15 protein-coding genes are annotated in these 15,372 nt (G+C 43.5%); 8 read left to right on the forward strand and 7 right to left on the reverse strand.

Features of this window, described 5'->3' with window-relative positions; translation table 11 throughout:
• Nucleotides 1-183 precede the first annotated feature (183 nt).
• Genes pilB through coaE form a run of 4 tightly spaced genes read left to right on the forward strand, consistent with a single transcriptional unit; the run spans nt 184 to nt 4,619 of the window.
• Complete coding sequence (pilB, locus tag AXW61_RS15910; RefSeq protein WP_062035169.1) at nt 184-1,896, forward strand: type IV-A pilus assembly ATPase PilB; 1,713 nt, start codon at nt 184-186, stop codon at nt 1,894-1,896.
• Between the two features lie 30 nt (nt 1,897-1,926).
• Nucleotides 1,927-3,153 (forward strand): type II secretion system F family protein, encoded by a 1,227-nt coding sequence (locus AXW61_RS15915; protein WP_004978753.1) that lies wholly within the window; start codon nt 1,927-1,929, stop codon nt 3,151-3,153.
• Nucleotides 3,153-4,013, forward strand: a complete 861-nt coding sequence (locus AXW61_RS15920; protein WP_062035171.1) for an A24 family peptidase — start codon at nt 3,153-3,155, stop codon at nt 4,011-4,013. The genes AXW61_RS15915 and AXW61_RS15920 overlap by 1 nt, the downstream gene beginning before the upstream one ends.
• A gap of 6 nt (nt 4,014-4,019) precedes the next feature.
• Nucleotides 4,020-4,619, forward strand: coding sequence for a dephospho-CoA kinase (coaE, locus tag AXW61_RS15925; RefSeq protein WP_062035173.1), 600 nt, complete (start codon nt 4,020-4,022; stop codon nt 4,617-4,619).
• A gap of 14 nt (nt 4,620-4,633) precedes the next feature.
• On the opposite strand, the gene AXW61_RS15930 is transcribed toward coaE, so the two are convergent.
• The 3 genes from AXW61_RS15930 to AXW61_RS15940 all read right to left on the reverse strand — a co-directional run bounded on the left by AXW61_RS15930 (nt 4,634) and on the right by AXW61_RS15940 (nt 6,799).
• Complete coding sequence (locus AXW61_RS15930) at nt 4,634-5,551, reverse strand: DMT family transporter (RefSeq protein WP_062035175.1); 918 nt, start codon at nt 5,549-5,551, stop codon at nt 4,634-4,636.
• A 32-nt stretch (nt 5,552-5,583) separates the two neighbouring features.
• A complete protein-coding gene (gene rlmB, locus AXW61_RS15935; protein WP_004692717.1) occupies nt 5,584-6,333 on the reverse strand; it encodes a 23S rRNA (guanosine(2251)-2'-O)-methyltransferase RlmB in 750 nt (249 codons plus the stop codon).
• A gap of 142 nt (nt 6,334-6,475) precedes the next feature.
• Complete coding sequence (locus AXW61_RS15940; RefSeq protein ID WP_004692718.1) at nt 6,476-6,799, reverse strand: pyrimidine/purine nucleoside phosphorylase; 324 nt, start codon at nt 6,797-6,799, stop codon at nt 6,476-6,478.
• 392 nt (nt 6,800-7,191) lie between these two features.
• Between AXW61_RS15940 and recN the strand changes: the two genes are divergently transcribed.
• The 3 genes from recN to ruvX all read left to right on the forward strand — a co-directional run bounded on the left by recN (nt 7,192) and on the right by ruvX (nt 9,956).
• On the forward strand, nt 7,192-8,853 hold the full coding sequence (recN, locus tag AXW61_RS15945) for a DNA repair protein RecN (protein WP_062035177.1): 1,662 nt from the start codon (nt 7,192-7,194) through the stop codon (nt 8,851-8,853).
• A 112-nt stretch (nt 8,854-8,965) separates the two neighbouring features.
• Nucleotides 8,966-9,520, forward strand: coding sequence for a YqgE/AlgH family protein (locus tag AXW61_RS15950; RefSeq protein WP_004692720.1), 555 nt, complete (start codon nt 8,966-8,968; stop codon nt 9,518-9,520).
• On the forward strand, nt 9,513-9,956 hold the full coding sequence (gene ruvX, locus AXW61_RS15955) for a Holliday junction resolvase RuvX (protein WP_062035179.1): 444 nt from the start codon (nt 9,513-9,515) through the stop codon (nt 9,954-9,956). Before AXW61_RS15950 ends, ruvX begins: the two co-directional genes overlap by 8 nt.
• A gap of 123 nt (nt 9,957-10,079) precedes the next feature.
• Here the strand turns inward: ruvX and AXW61_RS15960 are convergent, their stop codons facing one another.
• Genes AXW61_RS15960 through AXW61_RS15970 form a run of 3 tightly spaced genes read right to left on the reverse strand, consistent with a single transcriptional unit; the run spans nt 10,080 to nt 13,413 of the window.
• Nucleotides 10,080-11,087 (reverse strand): HlyD family secretion protein, encoded by a 1,008-nt coding sequence (locus AXW61_RS15960; RefSeq protein WP_062035180.1) that lies wholly within the window; start codon nt 11,085-11,087, stop codon nt 10,080-10,082.
• 35 nt (nt 11,088-11,122) lie between these two features.
• Nucleotides 11,123-11,329, reverse strand: a complete 207-nt coding sequence (locus tag AXW61_RS15965; protein ID WP_062035182.1) for a DUF1656 domain-containing protein — start codon at nt 11,327-11,329, stop codon at nt 11,123-11,125.
• Nucleotides 11,330-11,331: 2 nt separating this feature from the next.
• On the reverse strand, nt 11,332-13,413 hold the full coding sequence (locus tag AXW61_RS15970; protein ID WP_062035184.1) for an FUSC family protein: 2,082 nt from the start codon (nt 13,411-13,413) through the stop codon (nt 11,332-11,334).
• Nucleotides 13,414-13,860: 447 nt separating this feature from the next.
• Between AXW61_RS15970 and AXW61_RS15975 the strand changes: the two genes are divergently transcribed.
• Complete coding sequence (locus AXW61_RS15975) at nt 13,861-14,631, forward strand: IclR family transcriptional regulator C-terminal domain-containing protein (RefSeq protein WP_004692725.1); 771 nt, start codon at nt 13,861-13,863, stop codon at nt 14,629-14,631.
• 6 nt (nt 14,632-14,637) lie between these two features.
• On the opposite strand, the gene AXW61_RS15980 is transcribed toward AXW61_RS15975, so the two are convergent.
• Nucleotides 14,638-15,270, reverse strand: a complete 633-nt coding sequence (locus AXW61_RS15980; protein WP_062035186.1) for an alpha-ketoglutarate-dependent dioxygenase AlkB — start codon at nt 15,268-15,270, stop codon at nt 14,638-14,640.
• Between the last annotated feature and the right edge of the window lie 102 nt (nt 15,271-15,372).

A 15,372-nucleotide genomic window follows, 5' to 3' on the forward strand; every position in this document is an offset into this window, starting at 1 on the left:
AAAATAATACGAATGAAAATAAAGACATCTTTTTGTAAAAAAATCGCCTGCTATCACGACCAGTTCATGCTTTTAATCGATATTAAGGTGGTGACAACACTTTCAGATATGGTATTTTTGTGCAACAAAAGTATAATTTTACGATACCAATTATAAACAATTGAGAAGTTAAGGATCTGGGGAATGTCAGTATCAAATGGTTTGCCTAAGTTCACAGGCTTCATTCGACGCTTAGTCGAAGACGGACGCATGACTGCTGAAAATATGCAGCAGGCAATGCTCTCTGCAAAAAAGGCTCAGCAAGACATCGTTCCTTATCTAATTGAAAATTATAAACTCTCCCCACAAATGATCGCTGAGACGATTTCTTTGGAGTTTGGAGAGCCTGTTTTTGACTTAAGTGTCTATGATTCGGTACAAATTCTACGAGATCTGGTCGAAGACAAACTCATCACCAAGCATCGTATGTTGCCGATTTACCGTCGTGGCAATATCCTCTATATCGCCACCAGCAATCCAACCAACATGGATGCAATGGACGCGATTCGTTTCAATTCTAAAATGAACATTGAAGCGATTATTGTTGAACATCCTCAGCTTGAAAAACTAATCGAACAAAATTTCGCGCAAGCCGATAGCTTTGAATTTTCTGATGAAGATATTGATTTAGACTTAGAGCAAGACCATCAGAACTCCAATGACGAAGAAGATGACTCGCCTCAAGGGGATGAAGCACCGATCGTCAAATACATCAATAAATTACTGATTGATGCGATTCGTATGGGCGCATCAGACTTGCACTTTGAACCTTATGAAAAATCTTACCGTGTCCGTTATCGAGTAGATGGGGTTCTGCGTCATATTGCCAGTCCACCACTACAACTGGCGACTCGTCTTGCCTCACGTTTAAAAGTTATGTCACAAATGGACATCTCTGAAAAGCGCGTCCCGCAAGATGGCCGAATTAAATTAAAGCTGTCGAAAAGCAAAGCCATCGACTTCCGTGTCAACTCACTTCCAACCTTATTTGGCGAAAAGCTGGTTCTACGTATTCTCGATCCATCCAGTGCTATGCTGGGGATTGATGCTTTAGGTTATGAACCAGATCAAAAAGACCTATTTATGCAGGCTTTAGACAAACCGCAAGGCATGTTGTTAATTACTGGCCCGACAGGTTCAGGTAAAACGGTATCGCTGTATACAGGTTTGAATATTCTAAATAAAGAAGACACCAATATTTCAACTGCGGAAGACCCTGTTGAGATTAACTTAGAAGGCATTAATCAGGTCAATGTGAACAATAAAGTCGGCCTCACCTTCTCTGCTGCGCTGAAGTCCTTCTTACGTCAAGATCCTGATATTGTGATGGTTGGTGAGATTCGCGACCTTGAAACAGCTGAAATCGCAATTAAAGCTGCACAGACAGGTCACATGGTCATGTCGACACTCCACACCAATAGTGCACCTGAAACTCTGACACGCTTACGTAATATGGGGGTTCCATCTTTTAACATTGCGACCTCGGTCAATTTAGTGATTGCACAGCGTTTGGCACGCCGTTTATGTAGCCAATGCAAAGCCGCTGTCGACATTCCTGAACAAAGCTTGCTCGAAATGGGCTTTACTTCCATAGATATCAAAGATCCAGACTTCAAAGTTTATCAACCGGTGGGGTGTGCTGAGTGCCGTGAAGGCTATAAAGGACGTGTTGGTATTTATGAAGTTATGAAAGTCACGCCAGAAATTTCAAAAATTATTATGGAAGATGGCAATGCCTTACAGATTGCTGAAGCATCTGCAAAATTAGGATTTAACAATTTACGTCGTTCAGGTTTACTCAAGGTTATGCAGGGGGTCACTTCCTTACAAGAAGTGAATCGTGTAACCAGCGAATAGTTGAAATATTGAAAGAATAAGGATAAATGCATGGCTGTCAAAAAAGCACAGATGATGCCAACCTTCAATTATGAAGGGATTGATCGTAAAGGGGCAAAAATTAAAGGGGAATTGCCTGCACGTAATCTTGCCCTCGCCAAAGTTACTTTGCGCAAACAAGGGATTACCATCAAGAGTATTCGAGAAAAGAAAAAGAATATTTTTGAAGGCATAATGAAGAAAAAAGTGACCACACTGGACATCACGATTTTCACCCGACAGCTCGCAACCATGATGAAAGCGGGTGTACCGCTGGTTCAAGGCTTTGAAATTGTGGCTGAAGGTCTAGAAAACCCATCTATGCGTGAAGTTGTCCTCGGCATTAAAGGTGAAGTTGAAGGCGGTAATACCTTTGCGGGAGCACTCAAAAAATATCCACAATATTTCGACAACTTATTCTGTTCATTGGTTGAATCGGGTGAACAATCAGGTGCGCTTGAGACCATGCTGGACCGCGTAGCGGTCTATAAAGAAAAAAGTGAGTTGTTAAAGCAAAAAATTAAAAAAGCCATGAAATACCCAGCAACCGTGGTTGTGGTTGCTGTGATCGTGACTATTATTTTGATGGTCAAAGTTGTCCCTGTTTTCCAAGAACTCTTTAGTTCCTTTGGTGCAGACTTACCTGCATTCACCCAAATGGTGGTAAATATGTCTGAATGGATGCAGAAATACTGGTTCATTTTGATTATTGTCGTTGGTGTGGTGATTACCGCTTTACTCGAAACCAAAAAGCGTAGTAAAAAGTTTCGTGACATGCTAGATAAAGCCGCCCTCAAAGCCCCAATTTTTGGTGATTTAGTCTATAAAGCGATTATCGCGCGCTATAGCCGCACCCTATCGACAACCTTTGCTGCAGGTGTACCCTTAATTGATGCCCTCGAATCTACCGCGGGTGCAACCAACAATGTGGTCTATGAAGAAGCTGTGATGAAGATCCGAGAAGATGTCGCAACAGGGCAACAACTTCAATTCGCGATGCGTGCCACCAATAAATTTCCATCAATGGCAGTACAAATGGTAGCGATTGGTGAAGAATCTGGTGCGCTCGATGCCATGTTGGATAAAGTTGCCACTCACTATGAAAACGAAGTCGATAATGCGGTGGATGGCTTAACGGCAATGATGGAGCCTCTCATCATGGCAGTCTTGGGTGTACTTGTGGGTGGCCTAGTAATTGCCATGTATTTACCAATCTTCCAAATGGGTTCTGTGGTTTAATGCAAGAAATAATTTCCTATCTTATCAATACTCCAATGGCGCTTTATTTCGCCGTTGGAGTTTTTAGTTTGTGCATTGGTAGTTTCCTGAATGTAGTGATCTATCGCACGCCAAAAATAATGGAACAAGAATGGCGCACCGACTGCCAACTTCTGCTTCATCCTGAGCAGCCAATTATTGATGAAACAAAGCTCACGTTGAGTAAGCCTGCCTCAACCTGTCCAAAATGCAAAAGTGCCATACACTGGTATCAAAATATCCCTGTGATGAGTTGGTTCCTGCTACGAGGAAAGTGTGGCACTTGCCATAATCCGATCAGCATTCGCTACCCTGCGATTGAACTCCTGACCACCATTTGTGCTTTGGCCGTGGTTGCTGTCTTTGGCCCAACAATCCAAATGTTGTTTGGTCTCGTACTCACTTATATTTTAATCGCCTTAACCTTTATTGATTTTGACACTCAACTTTTACCTGATCGCTATACCCTCACCCTTGCAGGTCTAGGTTTAGGAGTCAATAGTTATGCGATTTACACCACGCCAACAGCGGCCATTTGGGGCTATATCATTGGCTTTTTATGCTTATGGATCGTGTACTATCTGTTTAAGCTCATCACAGGCAAGGAAGGTATGGGTTATGGTGACTTTAAGTTACTTGCTGCTTTAGGCGCATGGATGGGTCCTTTGCTGCTGCCACTGATTGTGCTACTTTCTTCTTTCGTAGGCGCCATTATCGGCATCATCCTGCTCAAAGTCCGTAAAGAAAATCAGCCTTTTGCTTTTGGTCCGTATATTGCCATCGCAGGATGGATTGCCTTTTTGTGGGGTGAGCAAATTATGAAAATATACTTAGGCAATTAAAATAATATGTCATTTATTTTAGGTCTGACAGGCGGGATTGGCAGTGGAAAATCTGCCGCAAGCCACTGGTTTGAACAACAAGGCATACAGGTAGTTGATGCTGACGTGGTTGCTCGAGAGATTGTTGCTGTAGGGCAACCCGCACTTCAGCAAATTCGAAGCAGCTTCGGCGAGTGGGCCTTACTGGACAATGGCGAACTGAATCGACGCGCTTTACGTGAACACATTTTTCAGGACCCGTCTGCCCGTAAGCAATTGGAAAAGATCACCCACCCTGCAATTCGTCAGTCCATCATGCAACAATTACAAGCTGCGACCAGCCCTTATGCGATTTTGGTTTCACCGCTACTTTTTGAAACCAATCAGCATGAACTAACACAACATACGCTTCTGATCGATGCTTCAATTGATATCCAGATTCTTCGTGCTTCGCAGCGCGACCATCAAACCATTGAGCAAATTCAAACCATCATTAAAGCACAAATGTCCCGTGAACAAAAACAAGCGTTGGCCGATGATATTGTGGTAAATGATGGACACTTGGAACACTTATACGCACAGCTCAGACCTTTGCATTTAAAGTATTTGGCCCATTCAGAAGTCTAAAAAAAAGCAGTCAATTATGACTGCTTTTTTTGTTGTGCGAGTTGGGCTTTCAAACTGTCCTGCCGTATCCAACGCCATGGCTGCAAGGCCCCGATCCCCATTCCCAGAAGACCACATAAAATCGCAACACTCAAAGGCTCATTGAGCAAAGGAACCGCAATAATCGCAGCAATAAAAGGCGCCAACGTCACAATACTGCCTGTTTTAAATGCCCCCAAACGCTTAATGGCTTCCACATAAGTGAGTGTCGCCACGATGACTACGAACACACCATGAAATACCACCTGAGCAATCAATTGCACAGGTTGCACATGCGCTATGGTTTTGGGGAGGAATAAAACATAAATCGGCACAAAAACAATCGCAGCCCAAATCGCAACACCTGCCATGGAGTGCCATGCCGACAGTTTCCATTGTCTCAATAAAACGGTAAATGTTCCCCACAGCACAGCACTGAGGAAAAACAAGCCATCACCTAAACTAAAAGCAACACCTGTTTCTTGATACATCAGCACACTCATGGCCGTCAGTGCGAGCAACATAATACTGAGGCTGAGCCAAGTATGCCGGTCAAATGGTTGTCGAAATAAAAGATAACCCGCGACAGCCGTACAAAGTGGAATGCAGCCATTCAGAAAGATCGCAGCATGTGCCGCAGGCACATAATGAAAAGCGCTATAAGCGGTGATGCAATAACATACCCCTCCAATCATCGCCAAAATAAAAGGCTCTTTCTTCCACAAAAAGGCGGTATCTTTTTTATAGATCAAGATCGGCATTAAGATGCAAAACGCCAAGAGAAAACGTAAGGCGGTAATATCCCACGCACCAATGCCCCAATTGGCACTGAGCCGCGCCGTTAAGGTAAATCCCCCCCAAATACACATGGTGATGGCAATAAATACATAGCCTTGTTTTTGAGGGGTCATCATTGTGCTTACATTGAATCAGGAATTAAAAAAACTTAGACATTACGTTGACGGCATGCTTCATACAAAGCCATACCCGTTGCTACACTGACATTCAAACTTTGTAGATTGCCCGCCATCGGAATATAAACCGTTTGATCGCATTGAGACTGAGTAATTGGACGCAGACCTGTGTCTTCAGCACCCATCACCACACATACAGCCGTTCCAGTAAAATCGAACTGTTGTAGTGGTAAGGCTTTTTCATCCAACATGGTACCGACCACACGCACATTAAACTCATCTTTAATTTGCGCTAAAGTCCGAGCCAGATTGGTCACTTGGATAAATTTAACTTTTTCAGCACCACCTGCCGCAACTTTGCGCGCGGTCGGGGTCAAACTTGCAGAACGATCACGAGGCACAATCACGGCCTCAACGCCCATTGCAGCTGCGGTACGGATACATGCGCCGAGGTTATGCGGATCGGTGACTTGGTCTAAACCCAGCAATAAACAATTTGGCGATTGTTTCAGTAAGGCTTCTAAATCTTTTTCATTGAAAACTGGATTAGGACGGACCGCAGCCACAACCCCTTGGTGGAACGGTAAGCCAGCCATTTTTTCTAATCGATCACGACCCGTTTGTTGTACGCTAATACCAAAAGGTTCAGCCAACTCAAGTACGCGTTTTAAACGCTGATCATCACGCCCTTTTAAGGTAAAAAGCGTCAGTACGCGTTCAGGTTCAAGTTCCAACAATGACTCCACCGAATGAACGCCATAGAAATATTCAGGTTTAGCCATGTAGGACCTCTAAAAGATAAATGACCATCGACACGATGTGCCAAAAATAAAAATCCTGTAAAGCTGACTTTACAGGATTGCTGTGCAACAGATAGTTTAACCGATTTCGCTTGAAATTACTTGGCGAGTATCAGTTGAAGGCTTAGCCTTCTAAATGGCACACGTAGTCCAACACTTCGTCAGTTTCAATTTTAAAACGACTATTGCCAGGCACATAAAAAGACTGACCTGCGCGGAACAATTCGCTCTCTTCGCTGTCAGCAATTTGTACACGACATTCGCCTGAAATAATTTCCATACGCTCTGCTACATGTGTTTCAAACGTCAAAGCTTGCTCTGTCGGAAGAATAACCCCTAACGTTTTTTTGGTGCCATCTTCAAATTGCACAGTATGACTGATGCATAAACCGCCAAAATAAACATTGGATTTTTTAATGACAGAGACATGGTCGAACTGAGTTGACATGCGTACACTCCAGATAATGCGCATTTATATTCGTATTGATTCGCTAGTTTAAAGATGTGCGATTAACTAATCAATCGATGTTTTATTCCCCTCAATCAATATTTTGTTAAAGTCCGACCATCGTACAATTGCCTCACTTTCTAGCCCATTTTGGCTTGTTTTTTGCCGATACGATCCGTTCGCTGTGCTGTACTCTTTCTGTATACACCGCATACCCACTTGTTTGTGCTAAGTTTGCTATAACAGTCTGATTTAAAAAAATCTGCTAGGTCGACTTTCAGATTCACGCTAAAATAAGCCGACTTTGCACAAAACGAATAGCGTTGCCGTCTTGTCGGCTGAATAAAACTTCACTATCTTAAACTAAAACTTTTCGCAGCTCGGATGCGTTTATGCTGACACATTTAACTTTAATTAATTTTGCTTTAGCCGATCACTTAGCACTTGATATCGATCAAGGTTTTAATGTCCTGACTGGGGAAACAGGTGCAGGCAAATCATTATTGCTAGATGCACTGTCCGCCTGTTTGGGAGAACGTACCGACACTAACTATGTCCGTTTCGGTTCAGACAAAGCCGATGTCACGGCTATTTTCAGCTACCAAGAGCACAGCCCTGAAGCCGCTTGGTTAAAGGCACATGAATTAGATGATGAGTCAGGAGAAATTCATCTAAGACGGGTTATTTTTGCCACTGGCCGCAGCAAAGCATGGATTAATGGTCGTCCGAGCAGCTTAGCTGAATTGAAAGAAATCGGGCGTTTGCTGGTACAGCTGTATAGTCAACACAGTCAACAACAGCTATTAGAGCCGCCTTATCCAAGACGCTGGTTAGACCTCTATCATAACTTCTACCCAGAAGCGCAAGCTGTGCGTGAAGCCTATAGCACATGGCAAAAAGACATTCGTCAGCACCAAGCAGCATTGGATGCTCAAGCCACGCGTAAACAGCGTATGGATACCTTGAGTTTACAATTAGAAGAACTCGAAGATGTGGTGCAAATCGACTATAAAGAGATTGAACAAGAATTCGACCGCTTATCCCATCATGAAAACATCATGCAGGACTGTAGTTATGCCGTTACAGCCTTAGATGATGCTGAACAAAATATTAATCAAGAAATTTCCAGTATTATTCGCCGCTTAGAGTCACATGCAGGACGCAGTGAACAATTGGCTGAAATTCATACTTCTTTGCTGAATGCACAAAGTGAGCTTGACGATGCCACGGCCAATCTCCGTCAGTTTATTGACCGTCAAAGTTATGACCCAGAACGCATGGAAGAGTTGAACACCCAGCTTGAAATGTTCCACCGTTTTGCCCGTAAGTACCGCACGCAGCCAGAACACTTAAAACAAGAGCATGAACAATGGCAATCTGAACTGGCACAGCTCCATTTATTAGAAGATCCAGAAACACTAGCTGAGCAAGTTGAAGTCTCGCATCAAGACCTGTTAAATAAAGCCCAGCACCTCGACCAAATTCGTCGCGATGCAGCCGCACCATTGGCAAAACATTTAACCGAACAGGTCAAACAATTGGCCCTACCTGAAGCACACTTTGAGTTCAAATTTGAGCCGATGGAGCAGGTCTCTAGTGAAGGCTTGAGCTTTATCCAATTACTATTCACCGCCAACAAAGGCATTCCACCGCAACCATTAGCCAAAGTTGCTTCAGGGGGTGAGTTGTCACGTATCGCATTGGTGATGCAAGTGATGAATGCTGAAAAAACCGAAGCTGAAGTTTTAGTCTTCGATGAAATTGACGTCGGTATTAGTGGTGGCACAGCCGAAATTGTCGGTCGTCTCTTGGCCGACTTGGGTTCGCATGTACAAATTTTATGTATTACCCACCAAGCTCAAGTTGCAGCACAGTCTGACCAGCACTTGTTGGTGAAAAAACGTCAGACCGACCCTGCCAGTAGCACCATATTAAACTTAGAAGAAGATGAGCGTATCGATGAGCTTGCACGTATGACAGGCGGCGTTGAAATCAATGACACTACATTACAACATGCCAAGCAATTACGTCAGTTGAAGTTTCAATCCGCCTAATTTATGTAGACTGGATCACAAAAAAAGATTTGGAGAAAGAGCATTAGTCTAGTAACGTGGTAGATAACAACATTTGACTAGAAGCATTTTAATTTCAAGGAGAAGCCTTTAGGTGAGCAAACAATATCTGACGCATCGCTGTCTCATTGCCCCACCCGATATGGCAGATGAAGTCTTTGCCCATACCGTGATTTATTTGGCCCGACACGATGAGGAAGGTGCTCAAGGCATCATCATCAACCGCCCTTCAGGACTTTCAGTCAAAGAACTGCTCAATGATCTTGAAATTGAAGCCGATCACGTACGACCACACGATGTTCTCCAAGGTGGACCTTTGCGTCCAGAAGCTGGCTTTGTCTTACATACGGGCCAGCCGACATGGCACTCTTCCATTGCAGTCGGCGAAAATATCTGTATCACCACGTCTAAAGATATTTTAGATGCGATTGCGCATAATGAAGGTGTGGGTCGCTATCAAATTGCTTTGGGCTATACCAGTTGGACCAAAAACCAATTGGAAGATGAGCTGTCTCGTGGTGATTGGCTAGTCTGCGATGCTGATATGGATTTGATTTTTAATATTCCTTATGACGACCGTTGGGACGCAGCCTATAAAAAACTCGGGCTGGATCGAACCTGGTTGTCTTCTGAGATTGGACATGCCTGATTTAAACACACCTCAAATGATTATGGCATTTGATTTTGGTACACAAAAAATGGGCATGGCAGTCGGTCAAGCACTGATTGAAAGTGCAACACCTTTGGCTTTGTTTCCAATGAAAGATGGCATCCCCAATTGGGATGAACTGCATAAAATTATTAAGCAATATCAACCCAATGTATTTTTAGTCGGATTACCACTCAATATGGATGATAGCGAGTCGGAATTATCTGCTCGAGCACGTAAGTTCGCACGTCGTTTACGTCATCAAACCAATATTGAAACATGGATGGTGGATGAACGCTTAAGTACTCGTGCAGCCCGTGATGAGCTGAGCCACTATCATGCACAAGGCCGAGGCAAAAAACTTTCTGCTGATAGCCTTGCTGCAACCTTGTTTATTGAAAGCTGGTATCGCGATCCTGAAGGTCTTACGCCTTAACGAGGCTTTCTTAAAATAGATGACATGGGTTTTATGGCTGGAGTTGTATCTCAACACAGCAAATAGCGTTCTAAAAAAAGCATTCTCATCGGATGCTTTTTTTTGAAATGAACAGAGGTCAATTTAGTGCTGTGACTCGGTAATATGTACCGTCACGGTTCGCCCAGCGACAAAGGCCAATTCATTTTTCGGAATCTCATCCAGTGCAATTTTCACAGGAACGCGCTGCGCTAAACGCACCCAACTAAAGGTTGGGTTTACATTGGCCAATAAACCTGTACTTGTAGTTCGTTCACGATCTTCAATGCCTGAAGCAATCCCCTGCACATGTCCTTTCAATATGTTTGAGTCCCCCATCAACTGTACAGTAGCGGGCGCACCCAAATATATTTTATTTAACTTGGTTTCTTCAAAATAACCGACCACATAAAGCTGTGAGCGATCTAATAATGCCGCTACCGCCTGCCCCACTTTGACATAATTTCCTGCTTTCATCTCAAAATTAGACAGTGTGCCATCGGCTGGTGCCACCACTTCGGAACGGTTCAAGTTTAATTCAGCCAAATGTAAATTACTGGTGGCTACATCGATTAACGCCTGTTGCTGCGCAATATTGGCTTTGGCCTGCTGAATCGCCGCTTGCATTTGTTCATGTTCGGCATGCGATTGATCTCGTACGGCAAACATCTGATCTTGTTCTTGCTTTGAAATAGCACCATCCATCAAATTTGCATAGCGTTCTGCATTTTTATCGGCCAAGTGGCTATTGGCTTGTGATTTGGTCAAATTGGCCTTGCTTTGAAACAGCTCCGCTTCGGCGGCGGCCAAACTAGCTTTGGCTTTAGCCAAGTCTGATTTGGCTTGTTCCACATCAAGCGCCTGACGCGCCACATCAATTTTAAACAGCACCTGCCCTTGTTTGACGCTTTGATTATCGTGCACTAAAACTTCCGTGACTAAGCCTGATACATCGGAAGACACTTGAATCACATCGCCACGAACCCGCCCATCACGTGTCCACGGTTCAGCATTATAATAATGCCAAAGATGCACGAGTACCGCGATCGCGATACCCGCAATCAGCACTAAAGTGATGGGACGGCTCAGTTTACGCCAATCAAAGGATGCCATTTCTTTTACCTCATTCATTTCAATCAGATGTGCGCTTAGGCAAAGCTCACGATAAAACCCCAATGGACTAAGCCAAGCACAGTAATGTAGAGGCATAAATAAAAAATACTGGGTAAAAAAATCCAGCCTTTGTCGACCCAAGGATCGGTCACCCGCATGATTAACCGCAATACGATGTAGGCCAATACCGCCTGAATGACCAAAACTGGCACATACACACCATAGATATTAAGTTCACCCATCGTTATGCTCCCAGCAAACGGACTTGAGACATTTCGTCCCATGTCGCATGACAGAGACTGCTTTGAATATTATTCAGTGAAACTTGCAAACGCCGAGCAATGCTTAGGTCTTCCAGCTGTATAAGCTCGGCCTGAATGATCTGAATTTTGTCCAAAATGTGTTGTCTGACCTGTAGGTCGCTATAGTCTAATTCTTTCGCGTGAAAATAAGCATCCATTTGGCTTTGTAGTTCTTGTAGATGCGGCGTGATAGAGGCCTGCACAGGCATTTTTTCAATCAGTTCTTGCACCCGAGTTAAATCAATCACCGCACTGGATTCAATCAGGGCCAAATTGATTTTTTGCTTCAAGCGATCCGACTGTACCAACTTGGTATTCAGTACGCCTATCCGATCCAACATACTGCGCAAATGCACTCTAAATTCCACCCCATAAGGTAGATAAAGCGCTTGTCGTATCGCTTTATAATGTAAAGACAGGATTCGCTTGGCGGTAATGTCCGGCGACATCGCACGCACCAAGTGAATCACATAGACAGAAATGATGGGGCCAAGCACCGTCCCAATCGATGCATCAAAAAACATCACTTGGTCAAGGTGATAACGGTTTTGCAGGTTTAAGCCCATGACCACACCCATTATCAAAGGTAGCGCCAAACCTGTGAGTGGTGGGTGTAAAAACAGCATCAGACAGTACATACAAAAAGGGGCCAACACCACAGCCAACATCCAAAAAGCGCTGATGTGTGGGAAGATGCCATAAGCATAAATAAAGACAATAATCGCCGCATACAGACTGGCACGGATAAAGATTTTTAAGGCAGGAACAGGATTGTCCATACTGGTCAGAATACAGGCACAAATAGCGGCCATCTCTGCCATCATAAAACCGGCTTTCCAACCACTGATAATCCAAAAACCAGTCGCCACAAGCACCACAATAAAAGCTGAAATGCCGCCACGCACGGCTACGCCATGATCTCGATGTAAGTTGGGATAGTTTGTACTAATTGGGGTCACTATTGCGGGTAAGCTGTCATCCCCCTGTTGGATACGCTGCCAAATCAACCTAATGGCGCGTATATTTTGGGTGAAATGACGCACATCCATTTTTAAACTGACCAACATGACTTGCTGCTGTGGCAAGGCACTGTCAAACACGGCTTGAAAACTCGACTCAAACTGCTCAGGTAGCTGGTTTAAGTCCTGCTCTAAAATGACCTGATCACTTTGTAAAAATTTTACAATCTGTACATGCGCCTTTTCTAAAGCTGGTCGGTAGCGTGAGTCAATGTGATCTAACTGCTGAATTCGCTCGGCCATGGCCACCAAGTTTGTCACCAACATACTGAGTTGATGCAGCATTTCTTGGAGCGGTTTGGTCATGCCCTGCAAGGTCGATTTTTCATAGCTCAAGTGCACGGCCATCACATGAATATCGGCAATATCCCGCGTGATATGACTAAGCGTAGTGCTGTAATTAATGGCCTTAACATCATCTGTCAGGATCTGATCAAAAACCGCTCGAGTGTCTTGAAAAGTCTGTGAAACACGGGTTTTGACTACGGGACCAATATGCATGGGAAACAGTACCGCATTCACCACTGCACTACACAGTACTCCCACCGTGATTTCAATGCAGCGACCAATCGCCATATCAAACATGGAAGTGGTTTCAATGTTATAGACAATGTTGTAGCAAATAATGACCGTGGTATAACCCGCCAACATAAAAATATAGCTACGCGGCGTCCGATCCAACAATGAAAAATATAGACAAAACCCGACCCATATGGCTAAAAATAACGTGAACAATTCTGGGGTATTGATCAGGTTTGGCGTGACTGCAATCGAAACAATCGCTCCCAGCAACGTTCCCAATACCCGATAAAGACTTTTTGAGGAGGTCATACCCGCATATGGGTTTGCGATAACGAAGACCGTTCCAATCGCCCAAATGGGATAAGCCAAATCTAAAGAAAATGCGACATAAAGTGAAAGCATGCCTGCCAAAAAGGTTTTCGTCGCAAAAATCCAGTCCAATTTATTTGGACGGAATGCGAGTAACTGTTTGGTGAGGAACATAAATTCATCTCTAAATGCGCTGAATGACAACATTTAAACAACTCTTCAACACAGCATTGCTCAGACAAACAGCATCACTTCGTCCTCACCTCATGCGAAGACGGATGAAAAAATAATTCAATAAATGAAGTCTTTTACAGACATGGTCAAAGACAGCACCATGTTGAAAGGAAAGAAAATAGCTCAACAAATAACAAAAGCATTATTCATTAAAAGACATTTATAATGATAATTTTTCCAAAAATATGAATTTTTGTCAATTAAAATATCTTAATATGATAATTTACATATTTTTAAGATCATATTTCACCCTTTTTATTGCGTTGCAAATGCTGATAAAAGTCCCCGAATGCCATGCGTCCAGAACGAAAGCCATGTCGAGTCTAGGGTTTTTGTTATATAGTAACTGTCGTTCAAATGGCATTTATTTTGACTAAGTAGGTTCTTATGGCACTTTCAAGTTTCGGTAAAATTCTCACTGTCTTAGACCTCTTTTCTGTGTCACGCCCGATTATCAATGTCGATATCATCAGTGCCGAACTGGGACTCTCACAGCCCACCAGTTATCGTTATTTAAAGGAATTGGTATCCGCAGGACTTTTACAGCGCTTAAGCGGAACCAGCGGCGACTATACTTTAGGCTCTCAAATTGCTGTGTTGGACTATATCTCTCGAACGACAGACCCGCTCTTACAAATCAGCATTCCTTTTATGCAAGACATCGTTGAGCGAACGGAGTTTTGCTGTATCCTCACCCAGCTCAACGCAGAACACTGTATTGACCTATATGGTGAAGTCTTTAAAGACCTTGAGTTATTTTCTTATGGGCGTGGTTGCCCACGTCCCGTGTATTTGGGTTCATCGCCTAAAGTGGTGATTTCACAGCTCAGCAAAGCTAAAATTATTGAATATTATCAAAAATTTTCGGCTCAGCTGGCCGAGGTCAATTTTGCTGCGAGCCAAGATGAATTTTTACAGAAAATGAAAGCCATTAAGAAACAGGGCTACTATTTTTCAAATGGCGAGTTTGACCCCAACCTTGCCAGTCTGTCTGTACCTGTCAAATTTTCACCCAAAGATACACCGTTGGCACTGACCTTATTGGCTTCGAAAAACCGGTTTGAATTTGTCGATCTAAAAAAAATGGTCGAAATATTAAGACATAGCGCCTTACAGATCGAACAGAAATGCCATCTACTGCATAATATTGAAGCTTAATTTCAGTTAGCTTTGAAGTGTTGGATAGAAATAGCGAAAGGTTAAATTCAGACGTGGCTCAGTAATTTTACTGGATTTCATCAAAGTATGTTTCCAGTAGCGCTGGGTCTGTCCACGCATCACGATCAATTGCCCGCTATGCAACATCAGCTCGATTTTTTCCTGTTTAAACTTGTGCTTAAAGCAAAACTTACGGGTTGCACCAAAACTGAGTGAGGCAATCACCACATTTTCTTGCTGCGGCGAACGTAGTGAAGGCTCATCATCACTATGCCAGCCCACAGCTTGGCTGCCATTTTCATATAAATTGGCTAGGCACGAGTTAAATGGATGTCCCACCAATTGCTCAATATGTTGTTTTAAACGAAACAAAGCTGGATTCCATAACCGTGCTTGCTTGGCACTGCCCGAATAGTGATATTCATACTCGGCATCGCCATACCACACCACTTTTCGCTCCGTGACATAACGTTTGCCATACAGTACGACCTCGTCAGGTTGCCATGCCAAATGTGCTAAAAAATAATCCAAATATTTCGCACTTTGCTTCGCAGTTAAAATCAAGCCCAAGTCCTGCACCTGCCCATCGAATGGGAGCAAGTTTGCTTGCGGTTCAGGACTAAACAGATTTAAGGTCATGACTTTTCCTCCTCTGCAAACAGTTTAACTGAATTTAGAACGACACAAATCAAAACAAAGTCACAGCTTGTCGCCTAGCCTCCTTATGCATACACTCATGTG

Source organism: Acinetobacter sp. BMW17 (assembly GCF_001592855.1).
GTDB lineage: Bacteria > Pseudomonadota > Gammaproteobacteria > Pseudomonadales > Moraxellaceae > Acinetobacter > Acinetobacter johnsonii.